The organism is Sulfitobacter sp. AS59, from assembly GCF_038899995.1.
GTDB lineage: Bacteria > Pseudomonadota > Alphaproteobacteria > Rhodobacterales > Rhodobacteraceae > Sulfitobacter.
Map to the genome: position 1 here is coordinate 49,300 of NZ_JBBMQK010000007.1, position 25,893 is coordinate 75,192.

Here is a 25,893-nt window from a genome sequence, read left to right on the forward strand (position 1 = left end):
CAACCGCTTCAATGGTCAAATGACCCGAGTCGATCTATTTTGATTTCCTGAAACTATCGGCACGACAAGGCCAGCCAGCAACGATCTATCCGAAAGCGTTTTTGAAAACTGAAAACTGCCAAAAGGCGACTACGATGTTCAAAAAAGGTGTAACACTGCGCGGCATCGAAGTGTTCGAGGCATTGGCCAGCACGGGATCCGTCGCCCAAGCCGCTGCGGCGACCGGCCTTAGCCAGCCAGCCGTCAGCCAACAAATGACCAACCTAGAGGCCGCCATTGGCGCGCCCTTGATGGATCACAGCCGCCGCCCCATGCGCCTGACCCCGCAGGGCGAAAGCTTTCTAAAACATGCAAGTGCTGCATTGGCGCAGCTGCGGTTGGCGCAAACGGAACTGACGGTGATGGATCTGGCCAACCTGTCGGATCTTAGCCTCGGCGTCATTGATGATTTCGAGAATGACCTGACGCCGCGCCTTGCCACCATACTGGCCGACAGTATGCAAGGCTGCAGGTTTCGAATGATCACGGATGGCAGCAAGCGATTGATACAGGCCGTTCAAGACAAAACCTTGCACATGGCCATCGCCGCCACCAGTGGGGATGCCAAGAGCGGGCTGATTGAAATCCCCCTCGCCCGCGACCCTTTCATCATTGTTGCCCCCGGTGACAATGCCGTGCCGCCTGCCGACCTGTTGTCAGGCCACGCGCCGCTGCCGTTTATCCGGTATGACGCCGATCAGATGATCGCGGAACAGATCAACAATCATCTGACACGCAGCAATATCACCCTCGCTTCGCAGTTCGAGATCGGGAGCCATCTGGCGCTGATGGCCATGGTCGCACGGGGGATTGGCTGGGCGATCACCACCCCCTTTGGCTATGGCAGGGCAGAACGGTTTCACGGCGCACTACAAGCCTACGCACTGCCTGCATCGGGGCCATCGCGGCAAATATCGCTGTTTGCCGGTGCGGATTGGACGGGCCCCGTGCCGCAAAACATCGCGGACACCATGCGCCAACTGCTTCAGACCCATATGATCGCGCCCACACTGGCGCAAATGCCATGGCTTTCTAGCAGTTTTCACACCCTCGACGGGTAATGTATTAAAAGACATCGAAAGGCAGCAAAGATGAGCAAGATTGTCATTCTCACCGGTGCCGGTATTTCAGCTGAAAGCGGCATCGAAACATTCCGCGCCGAAGATGGGTTGTGGGCACAGCACCGTGTAGAAGACGTGGCCACCCCCGAAGGCTTTGCCCGCGATCCCAAGCTGGTCGTCGATTTCTATAACGCCCGCCGCAAACAAGCATCAGAGGTCGCGCCGAATGCCGCACACAAGGCGCTGGCCAAGCTGCAACAGTACCATGACGGCGAGGTCGTGATCGTCACCCAGAATGTGGATGATCTGCATGAACAAGGTGGCGCGGCAGCGGTGATGCATATGCATGGCGCGTTGAAATCCGCGCTTTGTGCAGCTTGCGATCATCGCTGGCCCGCGCCCATGGTGATGGCCCCCGGCGATGCCTGCCCGAAATGCCACGCCCCTGCGGCGCGGCCTGACATCGTTTGGTTCGGCGAAATGCCCTATGATATGGAGGTGATTTTTGACCATCTTGCCAAGGCCGATATTTTTGCGGCAATCGGCACCTCGGGAAATGTGTATCCTGCTGCGGGGTTCGTCGCGGACGCGCGGCGCAACGGGGCGCATACGATTGAAATGAACCTTGAACGCTCTGCCGTTGGGAACCAGTTCACCGAACACCGTACCGGCCCCGCCACCCGCGTCGTCACAGACTGGGTCGAGGAATTGTTGGGCGGCAGCAGCGTGCCGAAGCGGCCAGAGTTTAGGTAAAACCCACCCTCTGGCCGCCTGACCGCGTCTTATTCAGACGCTTTGCCGTGGCCGGAATGATCCATGGTGCCGTGGTCCATTTTGCTGTGGTCCATGGCACCGTGATCAGGCTGACGCTCTTGATCGACCATGATTTCGATGTCGACTGCGCCGGCTTTTTCAAACTCAAGCGTCACATTGATCATTTCGCCCTGCTCCAACGGGCGCGTTAGGCCCATAAACATCAGGTGGTCGCCGCCGCGCTGGAATGTGTGGGCCTCGTCGTTGGCGATCGGCACGCCACCTTCAATCTCGCCCATACGCATCACGCCATTGGAATCCTCGGCATGCTGGTGCAATTCGACTTTCGCAGCCACATCCGACGATGCGCCGATCAGCCGGTCATCGCTGCCTGAATGGTTCATCAGCACCATAAATGCCGCACCCGAGGTCGAGGCCGCGGTCGAGCTGCGCGCGTAAGCGTCATGCACCATCATGCCTTGGGCCGCCAAAGGGCCAGCAGACAGCAGAACAATCGCGCAAACCGCGCGGGTAAAAGAAGTAAGTTTCATTGGGTATTCCTGTATTTTGAGATGTCTAGATAAGGTGTTTCTTAGACAGATACAGGGGGTGCCCGCGTATCAGGCCAGTGCTGCGGGCGAACAAATTGCCGCGCGCCGGGCTGCGATACGAATACGCGAAAAACAATCAGCTGCGCGGGCGGGTCAAGAAGCGTTACGGCACCATCGACCAAGACATTCAGCGCCGCGTCAGGACAAATATGCGGGGCCGAGGTCGGCTGACCCTCGGCATCCAGATAAATCGCGACCGGCCCCGTGCCGGTACACAACACCATCTGCCCGGTTGCCGCAGACGCACCGCGTGCGACGGCCATGCTTTGACTGGTCAGACCCAATACAAAGGCAAGCAAGACAGCAATGAAGGAGCGGTTCAACATATCGCAAGCCTTAGCGCAGATGCTGCGAGGTTTCGATATGTAAAAACGACGCAACCCCGGCGGTTAAGCCAGGGTTGCATAGAAAAACTTTAGAACGTCTTAGGAAAGAGCGTCAGCAGTCGCGCTGGACTTTGCAATCGCCTTTTTCACTTTCAAAGCGTTGCCGGACAGCTCGGTGTCCTTTGCTTTGGCCATAAACTTGTCCAGACCACCGCGGTGATCGACAGTGCGCAAAGCAGCCGCAGAAATGCGGAACTTAAAGCTGCGGCCCAACGATTCGGACTGCAAGGTCACGTCGTTCAGGTTTGGCAAGAACCGACGGCGCGTGCGGTTTTTGGCGTGGCTTACGTTGTTGCCCGACATCGGGCCTTTTCCGGTCAATTCGCAAACGCGCGACATGGGTTCATCCTTTTGCTACAGAGGTGTCATCGGCGATCCGACGCAACACCCGATTGGGCTGCACAAGGGCAACCCTGAAATTGGTTGTCAGGCTTTAGGCGGAATCACCAGCGGGGTCAACCCAAGGCGACGCGGTTCCTTGCGCTTTTCCTTTTGCACTTACCAGAAAGATTTGGCATCTGTGGCGCATGAGTATCCAGTCACGCGCCCTTCTTGTACATTTGTTCACAGCAACCGGCGCGATATTCGCCATGTTGGCCATGTTAGCAGCCGCCGACCAAGAATGGGATATGATGTTCCTATGGTTGGTTGTCGCCTTTTTTGTCGATGGAATCGACGGCCCCCTGGCCCGAAGATATAATGTAAAGACGAACGCCCCTGAGTTTGACGGGGTGTTGCTGGATCTGATTATCGATTATCTGACCTATGTGTTTATCCCCGCCTTTGCCCTGTTCAAATCGGGCCTGATGGACGGGTGGAGCGGTTGGGTCATGATCATTATCATCACCTTCGCCAGTGCCATGTATTTCTGCGACACCCGCATGAAGACAAAGGACAATTCGTTCTGGGGCTTTCCCGGATGCTGGAACATGCTGGTGTTGGTGCTGTTCGCCCTGTCACCCCCTTGGTGGGTTTCGTTGATCTTGGTGACGTTCCTTGCCATCACCATGTTTGCACCCCTGAAATTCGTGCACCCGGTTCGGACAGAACGCTGGCGCGTCGTGACGCTGCCAATGGCGCTGGCCTGGACGTTCTTTGCAGGCTGGGCGGCTTGGGTCGATTTTCACCCCGACAGCTGGGCGCATTGGGGTCTGATCCTGAGCAGCCTCTATCTGACCTTTGCCGGTGTCGCGCAACAGTTCCTATACGAACGCACCCCGTAGGGTGGGTGCCAACCCACGCACGCGCGGCACGCAAACCAAGCCCCTAAATCAGCAGCCCCGCCGCCCCTTCGTGGCGCAGCAAGGCGATTTTCGTCTCAACACCCCCTGCCCCTGAATATCCTGTCAGGCCCTTTGCCCCCATCACACGGTGGCACGGGATGATCACAGGGATGGGGTTTTGCCCGCAAGCCTGCCCCACCGCCTGCGCGGGGGCGTTTAGTTCTTTCGCGATGTCGCCATAGGTACGGGTTTCGCCAAAGGGGATCGCGAATATCGCGTCACATACCGCAACAAGGAAATCGCTCCCCTCCACCCGCAGGGGAAGCGTGAATTCCGTCAGCGTGCCAGCGTCAAAACCGGCTAGCTGACGAACAGCTTCCTCCAACAGGTCGCTGCTGTCTTGGCTCTGAACGTCCCCCCAAGACAGGCGCGTGATTGCGCCTGTCTCTTCGGTCACTGTCAGGGTGCCGAATTGCGCCTTTATGGACCGTTGCAGAACCACCTAAACGCCATTGGGGTGCAACCCCGGCTTAAGACACCGCATCGTCGCACCGTTTACACACGGCCGGGTGCGTGTGCGTGCCAACATCGGGCAGCACTTTCCAGCAGCGCGCGCATTTCTCGCCCTCGGCCTTGGCAAACACCACGGCGACCCCTGCCACATCATCAGATGTCCACGCCCCTTCAGGTGCGTCCCCAGTCGTCAGAGTGATCTGGCTGGTGATGCACAGATCGGCAAAGGTTTCGGGGTTGGTGATGACCTCGGCATATTCAGGCGCAAGATAAACGGTCGGTGCCGCCTCAAGCGAGGATCCAATCACCTTGGCTGTACGTTGTTCTTCCAACGCACCTGTGACCACGCGGCGCACTGCACGCACTTTTTCAGCGCGGGCCGCCAGCACATCATCGCGCCATTCGGCAGGCGTTTCAGGGAAGTCCTGCAAATGCACCGACGCGTTTTCACCCCCATGACGCTCCAACCAGACTTCCTCCATCGTGAAGACAAGGATCGGGGCCAGCCATGTGGTCAAACGGTTGTAGAGATGATCCAGCACGGTCAGCGCGGCCAGTTTGCGTGTCGTGTCACCGTCGCAATACAGCGCATCCTTGCGGATATCGAAATAGAAGGACGACAGATCAAGCGTTGCAAATTCGAACACGGCGCGGAACACGCCTTGGAAATCGAACTTGGCATAGCCTTCGCGCACGACACCATCCAGAATGGCCAGTTTGTGCAGGATCAGGCGTTCCAGCTCGGGCATATCTTCGACGGCGACGGCTTTGGATTTGTCGAAATCCTTGAGCGACCCCAGCATATAGCGCATCGTGTTGCGCAAACGACGATAGCTGTCCGCGACACCTTTCAGGATTTCATCCCCGATCCGCTGGTCCGCGGTATAGTCTGTCTGCGCCACCCAAAGACGCAGAATATCCGCGCCATATTGCTGCACAATCTTCTCGGGCACGATGGTATTGCCGATGGATTTGGACATTTTCATGCCCTTGGCATCCAGCGTAAAGCCATGCGTTACCACATTGCGGTAAGGCGCGTGGCCCGTGGTGCCAACCGATTGCAACAGCGACGAATGGAACCAGCCCCGGTGTTGGTCGGTGCCTTCCATGTAAACATCCGCAATGCCGTCCTTGGTGCCATCCGGGCGGTCGCGCAGAACAAAAGCGTGTGTCGAACCGGAATCAAACCAGACGTCCAGAATATCGAACACTTGGTTATAATCTTCGGGGTTCACGATCCCGCCCAAGAAGCGTTCTTTCGCGCCGTCCTCGTACCAAACATCCGCCCCGTCCGCCTCAAACGCTTCGACGATCCGTTTGTTCACTTCAGGATTGCGCAGCAGGAAATCAGCATCCGTCGGCAGCGTGCCTTTCTTGGTGAAACATGTCAGCGGCACACCCCACGCACGTTGACGCGACAGCACCCAATCGGGCCGTGCCTCCATCATCGAATGCAGGCGGTTGCGACCCTTTTTCGGGACCCAGTTCACGTTATCAATCTCGGTCAGGGCACGTTCGCGGATGGTCTTGCCAAAGGTATCCAACCCATCGCCAACGGGCTTGTCGATGGCCGCAAACCACTGCGCGGTGTTGCGATAGATGACAGGAGCCTTGGACCGCCACGAATGCGGATAGCTGTGCTTGATCTTGCCACGCGCCAGCAGCCCGCCAACCTCGACCAGCTTGTTGATAACGGCGGTGTTCGCATCACCTTCCTTGCCGTTCGGCTTAAGGATAGCCTTGCCACCAAAGAACGGCAGATCCGCGCGGAACGACCCATCTTCGATCACGTTATAGGTGATCACCTGCTCCAGCATGCCCAGATCACGGTAGAGCTCGTATTCCTCAAGACCGTGGCTTGGCGCACAATGCACAAAGCCCGTGCCTTCGGTGTCGGTCACGAAATCAGCCGCGCGGAAATCACGGATATCATCCCACTCGCCATTGCTGCCTTCGGCACCAGCCAGCGGGTGCTGCAACTTGATTTTCGCGAGATCGTCTTGTGTCACATCACACAGACGGCGCACCATGGTTTCATCCAGACGCGCACGACCAAAGACATCCATCGCCATGCCGTCAGACAGAATGTAACGATCACCGATGCTGACCCAAGATTCCTCGGGGCGGCCCGTTACTTCGTACAGACCATAGGAAATATCCTTGCCATAAACGACAGCCTTGTTGCTGGGCATGGTCCAAGGCGTCGTTGTCCAGATCACGACCTGCGCACCGTCCAACGTTGCATCGCCTGTGCCCACAACCTTGAACTTCACCCAAATGGTAAAGCTTTCCTTGTCGTGATACTCGACCTCGGCCTCGGCCAGTGCGGTCTTCTCAACCGGCGACCACATCACGGGCTTGGACCCCTGATAAAGCGTGCCATTCATCAGGAACTTCATGAATTCTTCGGCGATCACACGCTCGGCGTGGAAATCCATCGTCAGATACGGGTCAGCCCAATTGCCGGTGATGCCCAGACGCTTGAATTCTTCGCGCTGGATGTCCACCCAACCGGCGGCAAATTTGCGGCACTCGGCGCGGAAATCATTGATCGGCACGTCGTCCTTATTCTTACCCTTCTGGCGGTACTGCTCCTCGATCTTCCATTCAATCGGCAGGCCGTGGCAATCCCAACCGGGGATATAGCGCGCGTCAAAACCCATCATCTGATGGCTGCGCACGATCATATCCTTGATCGTCTTATTCAACGCGTGACCGATGTGCAGATGCCCGTTCGCGTAGGGCGGGCCGTCATGCAGGGTAAAGGGTGTGCGGTCCTGCTTTTCACGCAGCCGGTCATACACGCCAATAGCCTCCCAGCGTGACAGCCACTCAGGCTCGCGCTTGGGCAGGCCTGCGCGCATCGGAAAATCGGTCTTGGGCAGGTTCAGCGTGGATTTGTAATCAAATGTCTCTGGGGTGTCGGCGCACATAGGGGGCGTCCTTTGGCAAACGGAGTATGGGAATGGATGTTCAGGTGCGGTGCGACTATCTCGAACACCTAAGGCCCGGCGTCTCGTGGGATCAGAGCGCCGGGAAAATAATTCGAATAATGATCACGGATATCCGGCTCATAACGCGCCTTATAAGCCCCCCCATCAAAAGCGACAAGCCCCCACGCCCCTTGTTCTCTGGCTCTTAAATATCCCGGGGTTTGGGGCAGCGCCCCAATCCTGAACCCCGATCAACCCTCTGCCTGTGATCCCTTGCCAAACAGCCCAGACAAGGCGCGCTTGATAATGCTGCGCACCTTCGGCTTACGTCCTTGAGAAAACGGCATCGGGCGACACACTTCCATCGCGGCAACACCAACCCGTGCCGTCAAGGCACCGTTCACCAGCCCCTCGCCAAAGCGCCGCGAAAGCTTGGCCAGAATCGTCCCGCCAAGGATAGGCTCTAGCATGTCATCCCCCACCGCGACAGCGCCGGTGGCGACCAAATGCGACATCACCACCCGCGTCAGCCGCCATGATCCAAAGAACCCTGATCGCCCGCCATAAATCTCGGCAATGCGGCGGATCATACGCAGGTTGCTGGTCAGGGCTGCGGCCACATCGGCCAACGCCAGTGGCACCAATGCTGTCACCGTCGCCACCTGCCGCGCTGCGGCCTCGACCTCCCGACTGGCGGCGATGTCCAGCGGGCCCAGCAATTCCGCCTCAGTCAACGCCAGCAGGCTTTGTGCATCCAATTGATCCGCGCGCAATTCGGCCAAACGGTCGCGGCCCCAGCGGGTATCCTCGCGGCCCTGATACAGTGCGACCAGCCGATCCGTCACAGACCGCGCCGCTTTCAAATCATCCTGTGCCAACGCTTCGCCAACGTCGTGGTGCAACCCGTCCAACCGTGCCAACCGGCTGAACGCCGCAAGTTCGCGCAGGCACAGCAGTGCAACCACCACCAGCAACGCGCCAATCAGCACGGTCATCGCCAGCCCGATCACCGGATAGCGGGCCATGAGCCCGGTGATAAAGTTCCACGCCGTGATCGACACCAATGCGCCGATAAATGCCGTCAGCAACCACCAGAACAGCTTGACCAGTTTTGACGGTTTGCGCGCCCCTAATCGCGCGGCAATTTGCATCGCTTGGCCCTGCGGTGCAGGCGCGCCGACGTCGGGTACGGGCGGCGCTTCGGAGACTGACGGGCGCGGGGCGACGTCTTCCTCAAGATCAAACAATACAGGGCCTTTGGCCATCACACAGTCTCCCGTTGCCATTCGTATTGAATATCAGGCAAGCGTTCATCGTTGCCGCTGCCATCCGTGCGCTGCACTTCGACGAACCCGTGACGCAGGTAGAACCGCTGGGCCGCCTCATTGGCCTGAAACGTCCATAATTCCAAACGGTCCACCGCGCTTTGCGCATGGCGCAGCAATGCCGCGCCAACGCCCTGCCCGCGTTTTTCTGCAATCACATAAAGCGCATCCAGATCGTCGCCATTCCTTGCGCAGAACCCGATCACCGTGCCGTTATCCTCGGCCACATGGACCCGTCCCAGATCAATCATACGCGCCGCATGGGCGACGTCTTCGGCGCGGGTATGAATGCGCGGCATCCAGTCGGATGTGTCAACGAACTCCGACAGGATCGCGCCCACCGCGCCTGCATCCAAGTCGCGCGCCATACGCAAGTTGGTCACAACCGGTCACCGATCAGAAACTCTGCCGCGCGGTCCAGCCGGATATGTGGTGGCCCGTCGCCGGGGCGCAGGTTTAGTTTCGCCGGGGCGAACCGCATGATTTTGTAATCCTGATCCAACCATTTTTCTGCCCCCGCCCGCGCGGGGCTCAGCAGATACGCGGGGTCTTTGGGCAGCTCACCGGGATAGAACGCCGCCTCATTTCCGGTCTCAAGCAGACTGCCGCGCACAACGTCCAAGGTTTCACCATCATGCTGCATCGACGCTTCGGTCGTGGCGCGTAGGGATGCCAGCGACATGGCGGAGGTCACGGCCCCCGCAAATCGCGCACGGTCACGGGCGTCGCGGGTCAATGCTTCCATAATCGCGGTCAGGCTGGCGTGCTGGGAATGGTGCAAATGATCGGCTTTGGTCGCGGCAAACAGAATTTTCTCGACCCGTTTCCCACGCAGGATCTGCGTCAGGAACCCGTTGCGTCCGGGTCTAAAGCTGCTCAGAATTTCGGTCATCGCGGCGCGCAGGTCTTCGACAGCACGGGGCCCCTGATTGATCGCGCCTAGCGCATCGACCAACACGACTTGGCGGTCTATCTTGGCAAAATGATCACGGAAAAACGGTTGCACGACTTTGCGTTTATACGCCTCGAACCGCCGCGCCATTTCGCGCAGCAGCGATCCGCGGGGGCCACCCTCGCCGGGTAGGGGCGCAAAGGTCAACACCGGCGATCCGGCCAGATCACCGGGCAGCAAAAACCGCCCCGGCGTGCAGTCGGAATAGCCATTGGCCCGCGCCTCTTGCAGATATCCGGCAAAGCTCGCGGCAAGCGCCTGCGCTGTGGGTTCATCAAGGGCCGCCTGCGCATTCGTGCCTGCAACCAGCGCGCGGTAGTCTTCTGCCTCGTCGCGCCCCTCGATCCGTTTTAAAACCTGCGCAGACCATTGCGCATAATCCACATCCAGCAGTGCCAGATCCAGTAGCCATTCGCCCGGGTAGTCCACGATATCCAGATGGATCGTGCGCGGCCCTTGAAACCCCGCGAGCAAGCCATTTGGCCGCACGCGCAAGGATAGGCGCAGTTGCGATATCGCGCGGGTGCTTTCTGGCCAATGGGGCGTGGGGCCGGTCAAAGCGGCAAGGTGATTTTCATATTCAAAGCGCGGCACAGTGTCGTCAGGCTGGGGCTGCAAAAACGCGGCCTCGATCCGCCCTTCGGATGCGGCGAGCAATCCCGGCATACGGCCACGGTCCAGCAGGTTCGCAACCAGCGAGGTGATAAAAACCGTCTTGCCCGACCGCGCCAGACCGGTGACGCCCAGACGGATAACGGGTTCAAAGAACGCTTCTGACACGCCGTCTTGAACGTTTTCCACCTGCCGCCAAATACCGTCGGCAATTCTTGAGAGTACCAAAGCCTGCGCCCGCCCTTACCTTGCTGTTGAAAGTGAACATAAGCACGGGGTGCAGGGATTGCCAGAAGCCACCACCCACGCTAAGCCCGCGCCATGTATCGCTATGCCCTGAAAATCGAATACCACGGCGCACCCTTTCACGGGTGGCAACGCCAGAACGACGTCCCTTCAGTTCAGGGCGTGATCGAGGCTGCGCTGGCCAAGATCGAACCCCGCGATCACAACATCGCAGCGGCGGGCCGTACTGACAAAGGCGTTCATGCAATAGCACAGGTCGCCCATTGCGATATGGAACGCGACTGGACCCCGTTCAGATTGGCCGAAGCGTTAAACTATCACATGAAGCCTAATCCGGTGGCGATTGTGGACTGTGTGCAGGTCGATGACACGTTCCACGCGCGTTTTTCCGCGCAAGAGCGACGGTATTTGTTTCGTATCCTCGTGCGCCGCGCGCCAGTTGCCCTGCAGGCGGGTCTGGTCTGGAATGTGAAAAAGCCGCTTGATCTGGATGCCATGCGCGAAGGGGCAAGCCATCTGCTGGGCAAGCATGATTTCACGACATTCCGGTCGACAATTTGCCAATCCGTGACGCCCGTCAAAACCGTTGACCGCCTAGAGATGACATGGGTGGACACCCCTATGGGCCCCGAAGTGCATTTCGATGTGCGCGCACGGTCGTTCTTGCACAACCAAGTCCGCAGTTTTGTTGGCACGCTGGAACGGGTCGGCGCAGGGTCCTTGCGCCCCGAAGACGTCAAAACCATGCTTGAGGCGCGCGACCGTCAGGCCTGCGGGCCGGTATCACCGCCACATGGGTTGTACCTGTCCCATGTCGGATATCCTGTGGATCCGTTCGCGGGTTAGGTTTTGGCGATCGGTGCCCAGTCGCCATGATGTGGCCCGTCTTGATCCAGACGTTCAAAACCGTGTGCGCCAAAGAAATCACGTTGCGCTTGGATCAGGTTCGCGGTGCCCCGCCCGCGTCTGATGCTGTCATACCACGCCAAAGACGCGCCAAGCGCAGGTACTGCCACGCCAGACAACACAGCGGCCGCCACGACCCGCCGCAACGCCCCGATTGATCCGTCCAGCAGATCACGGATAGCAGGGGCAAGGATCAGTTCGCCGCCGGGCAGTTCACTGCGGAATGCGGTCGCGAAATCATCCAAAAGGGCTGAGCGGATGATACATCCTGCGCGCCAAATCTCGGAAATGCGCGCCATGTCCAAGCTCCACGCAAATTCGTCAGATGCCGCGGCTAAAACGCGAAAGCCCTGCGCATGGCCGATGATACGTGCAGCCAGCAAGGCCTGTTGCAGGTCATCCGCATCGGGCATTGGTGTCGTTTGCGCGTGCGCCGCCAACAGCGGTTCAGCAATCTGGCGGGTTTGTTTCTCGCTCGACCAGCCACGCGCGCCCACGGCTGCCTCGATTGTGCTGGCCGATTGGCCCAGTTTCAGCGCCTCGATCAATGTCCAGCGGCCCGTGCCTTTTTGGCCCGCTTGGTCCTTGATCACATCGACAAGCGGGCTGCCCGTGGCGGCGTCAGTGGTTTGCAACGCTGCCGCCGACACCTCAATCAGGTACGAACTTAGCGGCCCGTTTTGCCAGCTTTCAAACAGACGGCCGATGTCAGCTGCGTCTTGCCCGCCCGCGTCGCGCAAAATGCCGTAAACCTCGGCGATCATCTGCATATCCGCGTATTCAATGCCGTTATGCACCGTCTTGACGAAATGGCCCGCGCCATCGGGGCCCAGATGATCTACGCAAGGCTCCCCTTCGAATTTGGCGGCGATGGCTTCGACCATGGGGCGCATGTGTTGCCAGCTTTCCTTGGTGCCGCCGACCATGATCGACGGGCCATGACGTGCCCCCTCTGCCCCGCCGGAAACACCCATGCCAACAAAATGGCATCCGGTCTTTTCAACAGCTATGGACCGCCGTCGGGTGTCGTGGAAATCAGCATTTCCGCCATCGATGATCGTGTCACCGCTGTCGAGATGCGGCAAAATCACGTCGATCATCGCATCCATCGGCGCGCCTGACGGGATCATAAACAGAATGCTACGAGGCCGCGATATCGCACCCACAAATTCAGCCAAGTCAGCAGCACCGGTAAACTGCCCGGCAAGGGGGCCTGATGCCGCAATAAACGGGGCAATCCAATCCGCTTCCTTATTGCTAACGGCCACCTTGAAACCATGTTCCGCAAGGTTCAGCGCCAATGCGCTGCCCATGGTGCCCAAGCCGAAAACCCCGATATCGGCACTGGTTTCGCGGTCTTTCATGACTATATCCCTTTCAAGGTGGCCCGCCCAAAGTGGAACGCGCAGCGCGCAGCCGCAAGGGGCCAAATCCTAAGAAATTGATTCCTTTTACAAATTCGTTTACAACTTAGGGATAAAAACCAAAAAACGATCTATTGGCAGGTATATAAATGATGCACGTATTAAAACGCGCATGGGATGAAATGTTTCTTCCTATGTGGCAGCGCCCGAAACGGCTGCAAGTGGCAGCGCTATGCTATCGCGAGACCAGCAAAGGCAAACAGGTACTGTTGATCACAAGCCGTGACACCGGACGGTGGATCGTGCCAAAGGGTTGGCCGGTTGACGGGCTTGATGGTGCCGAAGCAGCACTACAAGAAGCCTGGGAAGAAGCAGGCGTTTCAAAGGCCGACATCGAAAGCGACCCAATCGGGTATTACGACTATGACAAGCGTCTGGATCACGGGTTAACCACACCTGTAAACGCGCAAGTATACCTGACGCGCGTGCGGAACCTTGAGGACAAGTACCCAGAGGTAAATGAACGCAAACGCAAGTGGTTTGCGCCCGCAGAGGCGGCAGAGCTGGTGGACGAGCCGGACCTGCAGGATATTCTGCGCTCGCTTTGATCTTTTCTGCATTGGCTGCGCGGCCCATCGGCGCAGACTTGTATAGCTGCCCCGTTTCTGGCAGGACGCGCCAATCGTATTGATCGGAGCAGCTATGAGTGACGCGCCAAAAGGCCAGCAATGGAAGACGCTAGACACTGATCTGCACCGTATTTCGCGGGTGGAACAAGCCGCAACATATGCCGCCCGCCCGATGGTCGGCTTCGGGATTGCGCTGGCATTTATCGTATTCGCTGCGCTTTCTGCGGGCATTTTCCTTGGCTATTCGTCCTCTACTTACGTGGTTATCGCCGCTGCCGCCTTTGGTGCCTATATGGCCGTCAATATCGGGGCCAATGACGTTGCCAACAATATGGGCCCCGCCGTCGGTGCCAAAGCGCTGAGCATGGGCGGTGCCATCTTGATTGCTGCGATCTGCGAAAGTGCGGGCGCGTTGCTGGCTGGGGGCGATGTCGTATCGACCATTTCAAAGGGTATCATTGACCCTACATCGGTTGCAGATGCGCAGGTGTTTATCTGGGCGATGATGGCCGCGCTGATCTCCTCCGCGCTATGGGTGAACTTGGCCACGTGGGTCGGCGCACCTGTATCCACAACCCATTCCGTTGTCGGGGGCGTGTTGGGCGCGGGCATCGCTGCCGCGGGCCTGACTGCCGTCAATTGGTCTTCGATGAGCATGATCGCCGCAAGCTGGGTCATATCGCCTGTCTTGGGTGGCGTCGTCGCAGCCGGGTTTCTGGCGCTTATCAAAGCAAAGATCCTGTACCAAGAAGACAAGATCGCCGCATCGCGCCGCTGGGTTCCGATTCTGGTTGGCGTTATGGCGGGCGTTTTCGCCACCTATCTGTCGCTTAAGGGTCTGAAAAAGATCGTGCATATCGACATGGGCATGGCGCTGTTCATCGGCTTGGTTCTGGGCCTAGTTGCCTACGCTGTGTCACGCCCCGCCATCTTCCGCGCCTCAGTGGGGATGGAAAACCGCAACAAATCCGTGAAAATACTGTTTGGCCTGCCGTTGGTGTTTTCAGCCGCATTGCTCAGCTTTGCGCATGGGGCCAATGACGTTGCCAATGCGGTTGGCCCCCTGGCAGCGATTGTCCACGCGTCCGAGTTTGGCGGTTTTGAGGCCAAAGTATCCATTCCCACATGGGTCATGGTGATCGGTGCCTTTGGCATCTCGTTCGGGCTGTTTTTGTTCGGACCAAAGCTGATCCGCATGGTCGGCAGCCAGATCACCAAGCTGAACCCGATGCGCGCCTATTGTGTGGCCCTGTCAGCGGCGATCACCGTGATTGTGGCGTCCTGGTTGGGACTGCCCGTAAGTTCAACTCATATCGCGGTGGGTGGCGTCTTTGGCGTTGGGTTTTACCGCGAGTGGCATATGGAACGACGCTTGCGCGGGCCCGATGCCACCATTGTCCGGGTCAAACGCATTGCCGTCGAAGAACGCCGCCGCCGCAAGCTGGTACGCCGGTCGCATTTCATGACCATCATTGCCGCTTGGGTGATTACCGTTCCAGCAGCGGCTACGATGTCCGCGCTTATCTTTCTCATACTGACGGCGATTGTTCACTAAATCTGAGTAGGTGTTAGGTGGGGTGCCCCCTGCCCTGTGGCCCGATTGATGTGTTTCCGCACGCGTGTGCACAGCGGGGTCGGTACCGACTTTTCAGCGCCCAGCCTGATGATCACCCCTTGCAGCGCGTCGATCTCGGTCGGTTTTCCGGCCTCAAGATCATAAGACATCGACGTACGCGCCGTGGGGTCGATTGTAAGCATCTTGGCCGCGATCCGTTGAAAGATTGGCGTAGGGAGGCGCAGAACCCAAGGGATCAATGCGGATGGCAGCGGTGTTGAGGATTTCGTTTGAATACCATGGGCCTTGAGCACCTTTAGCGCCTCGGCCATCTGCGCGGCCATGACCAAGCGCCAAGGACGGTTGAGCAGTTGCGCCTGAAGCGTCAGACCCGACAGAGCATTCAGCGCATTGTTCAAATTGATCAACAATTTGCCCCATTGAACGGCGGCAATGTCATCGCTGTTTTCAAACACCAGATCAGGGTGCGACAGATGATCAGCTAGGGGCGTTTTGCCCGCCTCGATCACAATATTCCCGCTGGTGGACCGGTGATAGGAACCGGGGCCTGCAGGCACCACGTTGAACGGCACCATACCTGCGCGGACGTCATGCTTTGGCAGGAGATCACGTAGGGTTTGCGCCGCCTCCATCCCGTTTTGCAGGCTGATCACAACCGCGTCTTTGGGCGCATTCCGGTTGATTTCATGCGCCATCGCAGCAGTATCGGCCGTTTTGACCGTCACTAAAATCAGCGCCGCCGATCTAAGACAATCAGGATCATCGGTCAGCGTCAGGTTTTCGGCAGGCACATCCACGTTCAACCCGCCAAAGTCCGTCAGGTGAAGGCCATGTTCCGTGATCTGATCCATGACACGGCGACGCGCAAGCAATGTCACATCATACCCGCGCGCCGCCAAAAGACCGCCAACAAAGCAACCGATCGCCCCTGCACCCGCAACGACGATGGGCTGCTTTTCCGTCACTTACCCAAGCACCAGCGCATGATCGATTTTTGCGCATGCAACCGGTTTTCAGCCTCGTCAAAGATCACCGAATTAGGGCCATCCATAACCGCGCTTGTCACCTCGTCATCGCGGTGGGCGGGCAGGCAGTGCATGAACAATGCGTCCGGTTTGGCCTTGGACATCAGCCCGTCATTGACCTGATAACCGCGCAATTGGTTGTGCCGGCGTTCGCGTGCCGATTGCGGGTCATGCATAGAAACCCATGTATCGGTGACCACCAGATCGGCACCCTCGACCGCTTTGTTCGGGTCGCGTTCGGTGGTGTAGAGACCGTTCAATGCAGGTTCAGGGTCCAGTGTCGGCGGGCCGGTAAAGACCAGCTCGAAGTCAAAGCTTTTGGCGGCATGGGCAAAGCTGGCAAAGACATTGTTGCCGTCCCCCGACCAGACGACCTTTTTCCCTTTGATCGGGCCGCTGTGTTCTTCAAACGTCATAATATCGGCCATGATCTGGCAGGGATGCGTGCGGTTGGTCAGCCCGTTGATTACAGGCACCGTGGCGTATTCGGCCATCTCCAAAAGCGTCGCTTCTTCGAAGGTGCGGATCATGATCAAGTCGACGTAGCGCGACAACACGCGGGCCGTGTCGGCGATCGTCTCACCATGACCCAGCTGCATGTCTGCGCCGGACAGAACCATGGTCTGGCCGCCCATCTGGCGCACACCCACATCAAAGCTTACACGGGTACGGGTTGACGGCTTTTCAAAGATCAGCGCGACCATGTGGTCTTTGAGCGGTTGTTCGTCGTCAGGCGCACCGCGCGGACGCCCCTGACGATTAGCCTTCATAGCGGCGGCGCTGTCGATGATACCCCGCAGATCAGCAGGGTCGGTTTGGTGGATGTCTAGAAAATGTTGCATAGGTTATTCTTCTGTTTGAAAGGACGGGGGGCCAGCCCCCCGAACCCCCCGGAGTTTATTTGGCAAAATGAAGATCAGGCAGGGGTCAGGCTGCTGGCGGTTTTATCGAGCCGCGCGATCGCTTCAGCGATCTCTTCATCGGTGATTGTCAGAGGTGGTAGCAGGCGGATCACGTTGTCGGCAGCCGGTACGGTGACGATTTCATGTTTATAGCCGGCAGCGACCACATCGCTGTTCGTTGCTTTGCATTTGAGGCCCAGCATCAGCCCGTTGCCACGCACGGATTCGAAGACATCTGGGTGGTTGGCAACAAGGCCTTCGAGCTTTTGACGGATCATGCCAGCCTTGCGGTTGACCTCGGCCAGAAAGGCCGGATCGCCGATGATATCAACGACTGCGTTCCCGACGGCGCAGCCCAAGGGGTTACCGCCATAGGTGGACCCGTGGGTGCCCGCCGTCATGCCTGATGCCGCGTCTTCGGTGGCGAGCACTGCCCCCAAGGGGAAACCGCCGCCGATGCCTTTGGCAACCATCATGATGTCAGGTGTGATCCCTGCCCATTCATGAGCAAATAGCTTACCTGTGCGGCCAACGCCGCATTGCACCTCGTCCAGGATCAGCAGGATGCCATTTTCATCGCAAAGCGCGCGCATGTCTTTCAGGGTTTGATCGGGCACGGGGCGAATGCCCCCTTCACCTTGGATCGGTTCGATCATAATCGCGGCGGTATTATCTGTAATCGCAGCCTTGAGCGCGTCGTCATCGCCAAACTCAAGATGTATAAACCCTGGTAGGAGCGGGCCAAACCCTTTGATCATTTTCTCGGAACCCGCCGCCGCAATCCCTGCGGAGGAGCGACCGTGAAACGAGCCGGAGAAGGTAATAATCTCGACCCGGTCAGGCTGCCCTTTGTCGTAGAAATACTTGCGCGCCATTTTCAAGGCCAGCTCGCAGCTCTCGGTACCTGAGTTGGTGAAAAAAACCGTGTCGGCAAAGCTGAGGTCGACAAGTTTATCGGCCAGCGCCTGCTGCTGCGGGATTTCATACAGGTTCGACGTGTGCCAAAGCTTGCCCGCCTGCACCGTCAGCGCTGCGATCAAGGCAGGGTGGGCATGACCCAGTGCATTCACGGCGATACCCGCACCCAGATCCAGAAATCGGCGGCCATCTTCCTCGATCAGCCAGCTGCCTTCGCCTTTGACAAAGCTAAGGGGCGCACGGGAATAGGTCGGCAGAACAGATGGGATCATCGGGATCATCCTTGTGGGGTTGGCCGCATCAAAGCCACAAAAGGCCACGCGAGGCGGAAAGGGTCAATGGAATTTAAGGGGTTTTTGCGGATTATTACCGCATATGATCAAACACACCCCATAGGAGGGATGGCGAAGCTGTGGTCAGCTTTGGCGTCGTCGCGAAATATGTGCTACACAATTGATCATGCGGTTTTGTTACTGGAATGGACCCGTATTGCATAGCGTAAATTTTATAGCCCACCTATTTTCGTTCAGTTTAAGCCAAAGAGTTCAATTTTGATGTGGTTTTGCGGCCCCGATTAAGGACACAACCCGCCCAAATTCCGCATCGCGCCTTGCACCCAAGCTGTCAGTGATTAGTATAGGGCCTTGAGATTTTCCAAGGCGGTCCGGAATGGGGCCGCTTTTTAGCTAAGGACGCCAAATGTCTTGGACTGATGACCGCGTAGAGATTTTGAAGAAAATGTGGGGCGAGGGCCAATCGGCCAGCCAGATCGCAAAAGAACTGGGCGGCGTCACCCGTAATGCCGTGATTGGTAAGGTTCACCGCCTGGGCCTGTCGAACCGCACAACGACAGGTGCCGCAGCGCCCGCCGCCGCAGCCCCCAAGGCAGAGGCCAAGCCCAAGGCCGCCCCAAAGGCTGCCGCGAAGCCAAAACCGGAGCCGAAGGAAGAAGAAGTCGAGGCCGCACCCGCGCCACGGCCAAATCTGCCGGCACGTGCCAAGATTATTCCGGCGGGTCAGCCCCTGCCCCCGCAGCCCTCTGCAAACGAGATCAGCCCAGAGGCCTTGGCCAAGGTCAGCGAGATCGAGAAGAAGTCGAAAAAGATCGGCCTGATGGACCTGACAGAGCGTACCTGCAAATGGCCCGTTGGTGACCCCGCGACAGATGATTTCTGGTTCTGCGGTCTGCCCGTTCAACAAGGCAAACCTTATTGCGAAGCCCATGTTGGTGTGGCGTTCCAGCCCATGAGCGCACGCCGGGATCGCCGCCGGTAACAGAACGAAAAATTTGAGATGATGTAAGGGGGGCTTTGGCCCCCTTTATTTTTGCCCGATAGTGACGGCAAGACTACCCAGCCGCGGTCTTACCACGCCTGTCATTGCGCAGTTGTGCATAGAGCACGTGATTGCGCCAGCGGCCGTCGATCTGCAGATAGCTTTGCGCGACACCCTCGTATTTGAAGCCCGTCTTTTCCAGCAACCCGCGCGAGGCAACGTTTTCCGGCAGGCAGGCGGCTTCGATCCGGCTGAGGTCCAGGCGGGTAAACGCATAATGAACGGTCGCCTCGATCGCCTCGCGCATATAGCCGCGGCGGGCAAACCTCTCGCCGGTCCAATAGCCCAGCGTGCCAGCCTGCGCTGGCCCGCGGCGGATGTTATCAAGGGTGATGGCCCCGATCAGCGCATTGTCTTTGCGTCGGACCAGAAACAGCGGCAGCGCTGTCCCGCCCGAAACTGACCGCGAGGCCCAATAGACCCGGTTCGTAAAGGATTTGCGCGACAGGTGGTCGCTGGCCCAAGACGGCTCCCACGCGGTAAGGTAATCAATGCTTTCGGCCCGCAAAGTGGCCCAAGGCCGGAAATCGGAATGGATCGGAGGGCGCAACGTCAGCCGCTCCGTCTCAATCGCGATTTTCCGTTTAACCAATAACATCAGGCCGCGCGACGCTCTTGTAGGGCTTCCAGCGTTGGGGCCGCATCGACCGGTCCGTAAAGCGCCAAGGCAGCCGGGGCCGTTGATGCCATCTGCTGGGCGAAATCTCGTACGTCGCCTGTGGTCACGGCATCGATTTGCGCAATCGTTTCCTCCAAGGGTGGAATGCGATCCCAAATCTGCATGAGCCGCGCCAGACGTTCGGCGCGGTTGGACGGGCTTTCCAGCCCCATCAACAACCCGGCTTTCATCTGGGCGCGGGCGCGTGCGACCTCCGCGGGTGACATATCCGAGGCTGCGCGCTTCATCTCGTCGATGGTGATGCCGGCAAGTTCCGGCAGTTGTTCACCGCTGGTGCCCGCATAGATCGTCATCATTCCGGTGTCGGCATAGGCCCCCGCTTGGGCAAAGATCGTATAGCACAGCCCCCGATTTTCGCGGATTTCCTGAAACAGACGGCTCGACATGCCGCCGCCAAGTGCGGATGCGTAAATTTGCGCGACATAGATATCATCAGCGCGGTAACCGGGGGATTCAAATCCAAGGGCGAAATGCGCCTGCTCAAGCGGTTTGATCTGGCGGATTTCTCCGCCAGAAAATTTTGCAGCGTCCACATCGAACAGCGGCTTGGCTGGCATGTCACCGAATAGTTTCTCGGCCAGTCGAACGATCTCGTCGTGATCAACGGCACCCGCTGCCGACAGGATCATCTGTTCAGGCCCGTAATGCTGCGCGATGAAACCAGACAGGTCTTCGCGGGTGAAATTGGAAACGCGTTCTTGGGGGCCAAGAATGGTGCGGCCAAGCGGTTGATCCGGATACGCCTCTTCCTGCAACCAGTCAAAGATCACATCATCCGGCGTGTCCAATGCTTGGCCGATCTCTTGCAAGATCACGCCGCGCTCGACCTCGATCTCGTTCTTGTCCAAGATCGGATTGCGCAGAATATCGGCGATCACGTCCAACCCAAGGGCTACATCGTTTTCCAGCACCCGCACGTAATAGGCCGTCACCTCACGCGAGGTATAGGCATTGATATAGCCGCCGACGTCTTCAATCGCCTCGGCAATTTGCAGCGACGTGCGCTTTGCCGTCCCCTTGAACGCCATATGCTCAAGAAAATGCGCGATGCCGTTCTGTTTCGGCGTCTCATGGCGCGCACCTGCCGTCACCCACACCCCGATGGAGGCCGAAGCCAGACCGGGCATATGCTCTGTTACGATGCGAAACCCGTTGGACAGGCGGTGTTGTTGCAGGCTCACTGGGCGATGCCCCCTTTGATGATATCTTTGAGGGCCGAAAGATCGTTGGGCACACGTGTCATGCGTTCCTCGCGGTCGAACAGGTCGGCCATATGCGGCGGCAATGGTGGGCGCACGCCTGTGGCCGCCTCGACCGCGTCGGGGAATTTGGCGGGGTGCGCTGTGGCCAATGTGATCATGGGCGTCGCCGGATCACGCAGCGCTTGGGCCACGCGCACACCGATGGCCGAATGCGGGCACAGCAGCTCGTTGGTGTTGGCGTAGAATTCCTTGATCGTGGCCGAGGTTTCCTCTTCCGACACGCGGCCAGACTTGTAGGTGTTCTTCAGATCGCGCAGGGCGTTGTCGCCGACATCAAAACCGCCATTTGCAAGATCGTCCATCAAGCCGTTGATCGCGTCACTGTCCTGCCCATAGGCGAAATACAGTGCACGTTCAAAGTTCGAGCTGACCTGAATATCCATCGACGGGCTGATTGACGGATGCACCTCGCCCTTGTGGTATCCGCCTGTGGTCAAGCAGCGGTGCAAAATGTCATTCTGGTTAGTTGCCACCACCAGATCGGCAATCGGCAGGCCCATCTCGCGGGCGATGTAGCCCGCAAAAATATCGCCAAAGTTGCCCGTTGGAACAGTAAAGCTTACCTTGCGATCCAGCGCGCCCATCGCCAGCCCTGCGGTAAAATAGTAAACAACCTGCGCCAGCACACGGCCCCAGTTGATGCTGTTCACGCCAGCCAGCTTTACGCCGTCGCGGAATTCATGGTCGTTGAACATATCCTTGAGGCGGGCCTGACAATCGTCGAAATCGCCGTCCAGCGCCAAGGCATGCACGTTGCTTTCGGATGGGGTGGTCATCTGGCGGCGCTGCACGTCGGACACGCGGCCATGCGGGTACAGGATAAACACGTCGACATTGTCCAATCCGCGAAATGCCTCGATCGCGGCTGAACCGGTATCGCCAGAGGTTGCGCCGACGATGGTTACCCGGTCACCCTTGCGGGACAGAACCGCCTGAAACATGTGGCCGATCAGCTGCATGGCGAAATCTTTGAAGGCCAGCGTCGGGCCGTGGAACAGCTCTAGCAGGAAATGCCCCTGATCCAGCTGCACCAAAGGCGCGCGGACCGTGTGGTTGAACCCGGCATAGGCCTTGGTGATCAGCTGTTTGAATTCGGCATCCGTAAACGTGTCACCGACAAAGGGGCGCATCACTTTGAATGCGACGTCTTCGTAAGACATCGTTGCCATCTCGGTCAGGTCTTCGCGTGATAGGGTCGGGATCGTTTCGGGCACATAGAGCCCGCCATCACGGGCAAGGCCGGTCAGCAATGCTTCTTCGAAGTTCAGAACAGGAGCAGATCCACGAGTAGATACATAACGCATAAGGAAGGTCAGCTTTCGACTTTGGATGCGCCACGGCGGCGCAGGAAAAATAGGCTCATGCCAAGCCAGATGGCGGCAAGAGAGAACCAGGTGATCGCGTATTGCAAGTGATCATTGGGAATACGGGCCGTATCAACCGGCAGGGCGCTCACCCCCGGCTCGGGCAAAGAGCTTGACCGTGCCACCAGCAAGATCGGTAGGGTTTGTAACTGAGCGGCCATCGCATCGACATCGCGCGCGAACCAGATGTTGGCCTTCATGTCCGGCGCAGGGGTAAAGCCATCGGTTTCTTGGGGCCATTGCAGATTGCCAATTACCGTCGTTTGCCCGATGGCGCGTTCGGTGTCTTTGGCTGTGGTCAGGGCAAACCCGCGGTCGACCATGATCTGGCGACCATCTTGCAATTCGAACGGCGCGATAATGCGGTAGCCTGCACCGATGTCTTTTTGCGAGACCAGCACGTGAATTTCGCCGCCCTCTATGACGCCATCTGCGGTAATCGGCAGATAGGCGTCGGTCAGCGGGTCGACGCTTTCAGGCAGCGTGACAGGTGTTGCGGTAATACGCGCGTTGATATCGGCGATGATTGCCTGTTTCCAAGCAAGCCGCTGTACCTGCCAGACCCCAAGCGAGATCAGGATAGCAGCCCCCCCAAGGCCGATAATCAGCAGGAATAGCGTGCGGCGCATACGGCTCTCTTGTGGTTGGTTACCAACGGGGCAACATCAAGACAAAGGCGCGCAAGGTTCCCCTTACGCGCCTGTTGCTTTTAGTGATTACCTGCCGGTTTGCAAGCAGGCGGGGCGTTTAGATGCCCCACATGTAGACGGCGAAGAAAAGAAACAGCCATACCACATCAACAAAGTGCCAGTACCATGCTGCGGCTTCGAAACCGACGTGCTGCTCAGGCGTGAAATCGCCCCGCATCGCGCGGATCAGACACACGGTCAGAAAGATCGTGCCGATGATCACGTGAAAGCCGTGAAACCCGGTTGCCATAAAGAAGCTGGAGAAGAACAGATCACCGCCAAAGGTCCAGTCATCATGCGCAAGCAGCTCATAGTATTCATATGCTTGGAACGCTGTGAACATCAGGCCCAGACCAATCGCGACGGCCAAGCCAGTGACCAGGTCCTTGCGGTTGTTTTCATGCACCAAAGCGTGGTGTGCCCACGTGACCGCACAGCCGGACAGCAGCAAAATAAGCGTGTTGATCAGCGGCAGGTGAAATGCGTCAACGGGTACGATGTCAGGCTGAACATAGGTGGAGCCGAAGAAGGCATCCATCGGGTACAGCGCTTCTTTGAAGAAGGTCCAGAACCATGCAACAAAGAACATCACCTCGGACATGATGAACAGGATAAAGCCATAGCGCAGACCGATGCGTACGACAGATGTGTGATCGCCGATCTTGCTTTCAGCGACAACTTCGGACCACCAGCCAAACATGCAATAGAGCACGCCCGCCAAACCAGCAAAGAACACGAACGGTGTAATGTCGTGCATCCAGAAAACGATGCCGGCCAGCATGGCACAGCCAGCCAAAGAGCTGAGCAGCGGCCATGTCGAGGGCGCTAGAATGTGGTAGTCGTGGTTTTTTTCATGGGCCATGGTGGCGTCCCTCACCTTTTGCTAATTCAGGTTTGTCTGGCTGCCTTGATCAAGGGCGGCATATCCCTCGGGCAAATCAATTTCATAGAACGTATAAGATAGTGTGATCGTATGTACATACTTGCCATCAAGGTCTTTGACGATTTCCGGATCGACAAAGAAGCTTACCGGCATCTGAACCCGCTCGCCGGGGGCAAGCACCTGTTCAGTAAAGCAGAAGCATTCGATTTTCTCAAAGAATGGACCAGCCGAATAGGGCGTGACGTTATATGACGCCTGCCCCGCAATCGGCTTATCGGTCGGGTTATATGCCTCGTAAAAGGCAAGACCCGTTTCACCGATGCGCAGTTCCATCTCGGTTACGGCAGGCTTGAATTCCCAAGGCATGCCCTGATTCAGGCTGCCGTCGAAGCGGATCTTGATCGTTTGATCCAGAATATCGCCTGCATTGGCGCTGACCTGGCCCGGCGTGCCGCCGAACCCGGTAACCTTGCAAAACCAGTTGTAGAACGGCACCGACGCCCAGGCCAGCCCGCCCATCAGCACAACAACTGATACGGTCTGCGCCACAGTCTTTGCCGGACCGGACATTGCCATCAGTTGCTCTCCTGCGTTTGGATGGCACCACCGGGCAGATCACCAAAATCGATATTGGTAATCTTAACAAAGGTCAGGGCCATCACCAGCAGGACGAACGCGCCCAGCATCAGACCAATGCCCAGATTGCGGCCACGGCGCCGTGTGTGCAGCTCGTGTTCGACGCGAATGCTCATGACCAACCTCCTAGACCATAGGGACGCAATGTAGCCTCGGCCAAAATCGCACCAAAATGCAGGAACAGATACCACAGGGACAATCTGAAAAACTTGCGCTCGACCAAGAAGTTATCGGCTTCGCTGTCGTCTTCGTTCCGCTTCCAAATTTTCACGGCACCAATCAGGAACAGCGCGTTCAGCACAACGGCGGTCACCAGATAGATCGGCCCGCCAATCGATGTGAACCCGGTACCAACGGCAAGGATCACCAGCAAAACTGTATAGGCAAGGATATGGCGGCGCGTGGATGGCCGACCATGGGTGACGGTCAACATCGGCACCTTGGCATCATCATAATCATTGCGCATGAACAGCGCCAAAGCCCAGAAATGCGGGGGTGTCCACATGAAGATAAGCGCGAACATCAGCCACGCCTCGACCGAGAAACTGCCCGTGGCGATGATCCAGCCGATGACAGGTGGAAACGCACCGGCAGCCCCACCGATAACGATGTTCTGCGGCGTCGCACGTTTCAGCCACATGCTGTAGAAAACAGCGTAAAATAGGATAGTGAACAGCAACATGCCTGCGGCCAGCAAATTCGCCGCCAGCCCCAGCATCATCACCGACAAGCCAGACAGCGCAATACCGATTGCCAATGCCTCGCCCGGTTGAACACGCCCCGACGGGATCGGACGGCCTGCGGTGCGGCGCATGATGGCATCGATATCGGCATCCCACCACATGTTCAAAGCACCCGATGCGCCAGCGCCAATCGCCACGAACAAGATCGACGCAACGCCAACGACAGGATGCACGGATACAGGTGCCGCCAACATGCCGACCAGCGCGGTGAAAACGACCAGCTGCATCACACGTGGCTTCAGCAGTGCGAAGTAATCACCCAGCTGCGACTCGTAGTCGCCAGAAGTGGTTGTGCTCGTGTCTGACATGTCAAAAACTCATATACAGG

Annotated in this window: 27 protein-coding genes; 7 read left to right on the plus strand and 20 right to left on the minus strand. The window is 58.0% G+C overall.

Going from position 1 to position 25,893, the window contains the following annotated elements:
* Positions 1–134 precede the first annotated feature (134 nt).
* A complete protein-coding gene (locus WNY39_RS14880) occupies positions 135–1,100 on the plus strand; it encodes a LysR family transcriptional regulator (protein ID WP_342846737.1) in 966 nt (321 codons plus the stop codon).
* Positions 1,101–1,130: 30 nt separating this feature from the next.
* Positions 1,131–1,853: an NAD-dependent deacylase gene (locus WNY39_RS14885; RefSeq protein ID WP_342846739.1), complete on the plus strand. Its 723-nt coding sequence runs from the start codon at positions 1,131–1,133 to the stop codon at positions 1,851–1,853.
* 29 nt (positions 1,854–1,882) lie between these two features.
* On the opposite strand, the gene WNY39_RS14890 is transcribed toward WNY39_RS14885, so the two are convergent.
* From WNY39_RS14890 to rpmB, 3 genes are all read right to left on the minus strand, one after another.
* Positions 1,883–2,404 carry a copper chaperone PCu(A)C gene (locus WNY39_RS14890; RefSeq protein WP_342846741.1) on the minus strand — a complete coding sequence of 174 codons (522 nt, stop codon included), beginning with the start codon at positions 2,402–2,404 and terminating at the stop codon, positions 1,883–1,885.
* A gap of 41 nt (positions 2,405–2,445) precedes the next feature.
* The gene (locus WNY39_RS14895) at positions 2,446–2,790 is read right to left on the minus strand and encodes a hypothetical protein (protein ID WP_342846743.1); all 345 of its coding nucleotides are present in this window, start codon (positions 2,788–2,790) and stop codon (positions 2,446–2,448) included.
* A 99-nt stretch (positions 2,791–2,889) separates the two neighbouring features.
* Positions 2,890–3,189, minus strand: a complete 300-nt coding sequence (rpmB, locus tag WNY39_RS14900) for a 50S ribosomal protein L28 (RefSeq protein WP_341233447.1) — start codon at positions 3,187–3,189, stop codon at positions 2,890–2,892.
* A 188-nt stretch (positions 3,190–3,377) separates the two neighbouring features.
* Between rpmB and WNY39_RS14905 the strand changes: the two genes are divergently transcribed.
* On the plus strand, positions 3,378–4,073 hold the full coding sequence (locus tag WNY39_RS14905; protein ID WP_342846747.1) for a CDP-alcohol phosphatidyltransferase family protein: 696 nt from the start codon (positions 3,378–3,380) through the stop codon (positions 4,071–4,073).
* Positions 4,074–4,116: 43 nt separating this feature from the next.
* Here WNY39_RS14905 and WNY39_RS14910 read toward each other — a convergent pair whose 3' ends face one another.
* From WNY39_RS14910 to WNY39_RS14930, 5 genes are all read right to left on the minus strand, one after another.
* Positions 4,117–4,575 carry a methylated-DNA--[protein]-cysteine S-methyltransferase gene (locus tag WNY39_RS14910; RefSeq protein WP_342846749.1) on the minus strand — a complete coding sequence of 153 codons (459 nt, stop codon included), beginning with the start codon at positions 4,573–4,575 and terminating at the stop codon, positions 4,117–4,119.
* Positions 4,576–4,603: 28 nt separating this feature from the next.
* Positions 4,604–7,519, minus strand: a complete 2,916-nt coding sequence (ileS, locus tag WNY39_RS14915) for an isoleucine--tRNA ligase (protein ID WP_342846751.1) — start codon at positions 7,517–7,519, stop codon at positions 4,604–4,606.
* Between the two features lie 251 nt (positions 7,520–7,770).
* Positions 7,771–8,784 (minus strand): TIGR01620 family protein, encoded by a 1,014-nt coding sequence (locus WNY39_RS14920; RefSeq protein WP_342846753.1) that lies wholly within the window; start codon positions 8,782–8,784, stop codon positions 7,771–7,773.
* Complete coding sequence (locus WNY39_RS14925; RefSeq protein ID WP_342846755.1) at positions 8,784–9,227, minus strand: GNAT family N-acetyltransferase; 444 nt, start codon at positions 9,225–9,227, stop codon at positions 8,784–8,786. Before WNY39_RS14925 ends, WNY39_RS14920 begins: the two co-directional genes overlap by 1 nt.
* Positions 9,224–10,636, minus strand: a complete 1,413-nt coding sequence (locus WNY39_RS14930; protein WP_342846757.1) for a YcjX family protein — start codon at positions 10,634–10,636, stop codon at positions 9,224–9,226. Before WNY39_RS14930 ends, WNY39_RS14925 begins: the two co-directional genes overlap by 4 nt.
* Before the next feature lie 93 nt (positions 10,637–10,729).
* Here WNY39_RS14930 and truA point away from each other — a divergent pair, with 93 nt between their 5' ends.
* Entirely contained in the window at positions 10,730–11,500 is a 771-nt protein-coding gene (truA, locus tag WNY39_RS14935; protein WP_342846759.1) for a tRNA pseudouridine(38-40) synthase TruA, read from the plus strand.
* Here the strand turns inward: truA and gndA are convergent.
* Positions 11,497–12,924, minus strand: coding sequence for an NADP-dependent phosphogluconate dehydrogenase (gene gndA, locus WNY39_RS14940; protein WP_342846763.1), 1,428 nt, complete (start codon positions 12,922–12,924; stop codon positions 11,497–11,499). The genes truA and gndA overlap by 4 nt on opposite strands.
* A gap of 149 nt (positions 12,925–13,073) precedes the next feature.
* On the opposite strand from gndA, the gene WNY39_RS14945 reads away from it, so the two are divergent.
* Positions 13,074–13,532 carry an NUDIX hydrolase gene (locus WNY39_RS14945; RefSeq protein ID WP_341233438.1) on the plus strand — a complete coding sequence of 153 codons (459 nt, stop codon included), beginning with the start codon at positions 13,074–13,076 and terminating at the stop codon, positions 13,530–13,532.
* Between the two features lie 94 nt (positions 13,533–13,626).
* Complete coding sequence (locus WNY39_RS14950; protein WP_342846766.1) at positions 13,627–15,108, plus strand: inorganic phosphate transporter; 1,482 nt, start codon at positions 13,627–13,629, stop codon at positions 15,106–15,108.
* Here the strand turns inward: WNY39_RS14950 and WNY39_RS14955 are convergent.
* The 3 genes from WNY39_RS14955 to WNY39_RS14965 all read right to left on the minus strand — a co-directional run bounded on the left by WNY39_RS14955 (position 15,105) and on the right by WNY39_RS14965 (position 18,246).
* Entirely contained in the window at positions 15,105–16,094 is a 990-nt protein-coding gene (locus WNY39_RS14955) for a 2-dehydropantoate 2-reductase (RefSeq protein WP_342846768.1), read from the minus strand. The genes WNY39_RS14950 and WNY39_RS14955 overlap by 4 nt on opposite strands.
* Positions 16,091–16,996, minus strand: coding sequence for an ornithine carbamoyltransferase (argF, locus tag WNY39_RS14960; protein WP_342846770.1), 906 nt, complete (start codon positions 16,994–16,996; stop codon positions 16,091–16,093). Before argF ends, WNY39_RS14955 begins: the two co-directional genes overlap by 4 nt.
* 74 nt (positions 16,997–17,070) lie before the next feature.
* Positions 17,071–18,246 (minus strand): aspartate aminotransferase family protein, encoded by a 1,176-nt coding sequence (locus WNY39_RS14965; protein WP_342846772.1) that lies wholly within the window; start codon positions 18,244–18,246, stop codon positions 17,071–17,073.
* Between the two features lie 427 nt (positions 18,247–18,673).
* On the opposite strand from WNY39_RS14965, the gene WNY39_RS14970 reads away from it, so the two are divergent.
* Positions 18,674–19,249 carry a GcrA family cell cycle regulator gene (locus WNY39_RS14970; protein ID WP_342846774.1) on the plus strand — a complete coding sequence of 192 codons (576 nt, stop codon included), beginning with the start codon at positions 18,674–18,676 and terminating at the stop codon, positions 19,247–19,249.
* A 73-nt stretch (positions 19,250–19,322) separates the two neighbouring features.
* On the opposite strand, the gene WNY39_RS14975 is transcribed toward WNY39_RS14970, so the two are convergent.
* The 8 genes from WNY39_RS14975 to cyoE all read right to left on the minus strand — a co-directional run bounded on the left by WNY39_RS14975 (position 19,323) and on the right by cyoE (position 25,873).
* A complete protein-coding gene (locus WNY39_RS14975) occupies positions 19,323–19,907 on the minus strand; it encodes a GNAT family protein (RefSeq protein WP_341233432.1) in 585 nt (194 codons plus the stop codon).
* On the minus strand, positions 19,907–21,169 hold the full coding sequence (locus WNY39_RS14980; protein ID WP_342846776.1) for a pitrilysin family protein: 1,263 nt from the start codon (positions 21,167–21,169) through the stop codon (positions 19,907–19,909). The genes WNY39_RS14975 and WNY39_RS14980 overlap by 1 nt, the downstream gene beginning before the upstream one ends.
* Positions 21,166–22,554 carry a threonine synthase gene (gene thrC / locus WNY39_RS14985; protein ID WP_342846778.1) on the minus strand — a complete coding sequence of 463 codons (1,389 nt, stop codon included), beginning with the start codon at positions 22,552–22,554 and terminating at the stop codon, positions 21,166–21,168. The genes WNY39_RS14980 and thrC overlap by 4 nt, the downstream gene beginning before the upstream one ends.
* A gap of 8 nt (positions 22,555–22,562) precedes the next feature.
* Positions 22,563–23,243: an SURF1 family protein gene (locus WNY39_RS14990; RefSeq protein WP_342846780.1), complete on the minus strand. Its 681-nt coding sequence runs from the start codon at positions 23,241–23,243 to the stop codon at positions 22,563–22,565.
* A 118-nt stretch (positions 23,244–23,361) separates the two neighbouring features.
* Positions 23,362–24,165 carry a cytochrome c oxidase subunit 3 gene (locus WNY39_RS14995; RefSeq protein WP_341233428.1) on the minus strand — a complete coding sequence of 268 codons (804 nt, stop codon included), beginning with the start codon at positions 24,163–24,165 and terminating at the stop codon, positions 23,362–23,364.
* Between the two features lie 21 nt (positions 24,166–24,186).
* A complete protein-coding gene (locus WNY39_RS15000; protein WP_342846781.1) occupies positions 24,187–24,762 on the minus strand; it encodes a cytochrome c oxidase assembly protein in 576 nt (191 codons plus the stop codon).
* Entirely contained in the window at positions 24,762–24,938 is a 177-nt protein-coding gene (locus WNY39_RS15005) for a cytochrome C oxidase assembly protein (RefSeq protein WP_219578781.1), read from the minus strand. Before WNY39_RS15005 ends, WNY39_RS15000 begins: the two co-directional genes overlap by 1 nt.
* Entirely contained in the window at positions 24,935–25,873 is a 939-nt protein-coding gene (gene cyoE, locus WNY39_RS15010; protein ID WP_342846784.1) for a heme o synthase, read from the minus strand. The genes WNY39_RS15005 and cyoE overlap by 4 nt, the downstream gene beginning before the upstream one ends.
* Between the last annotated feature and the right edge of the window lie 20 nt (positions 25,874–25,893).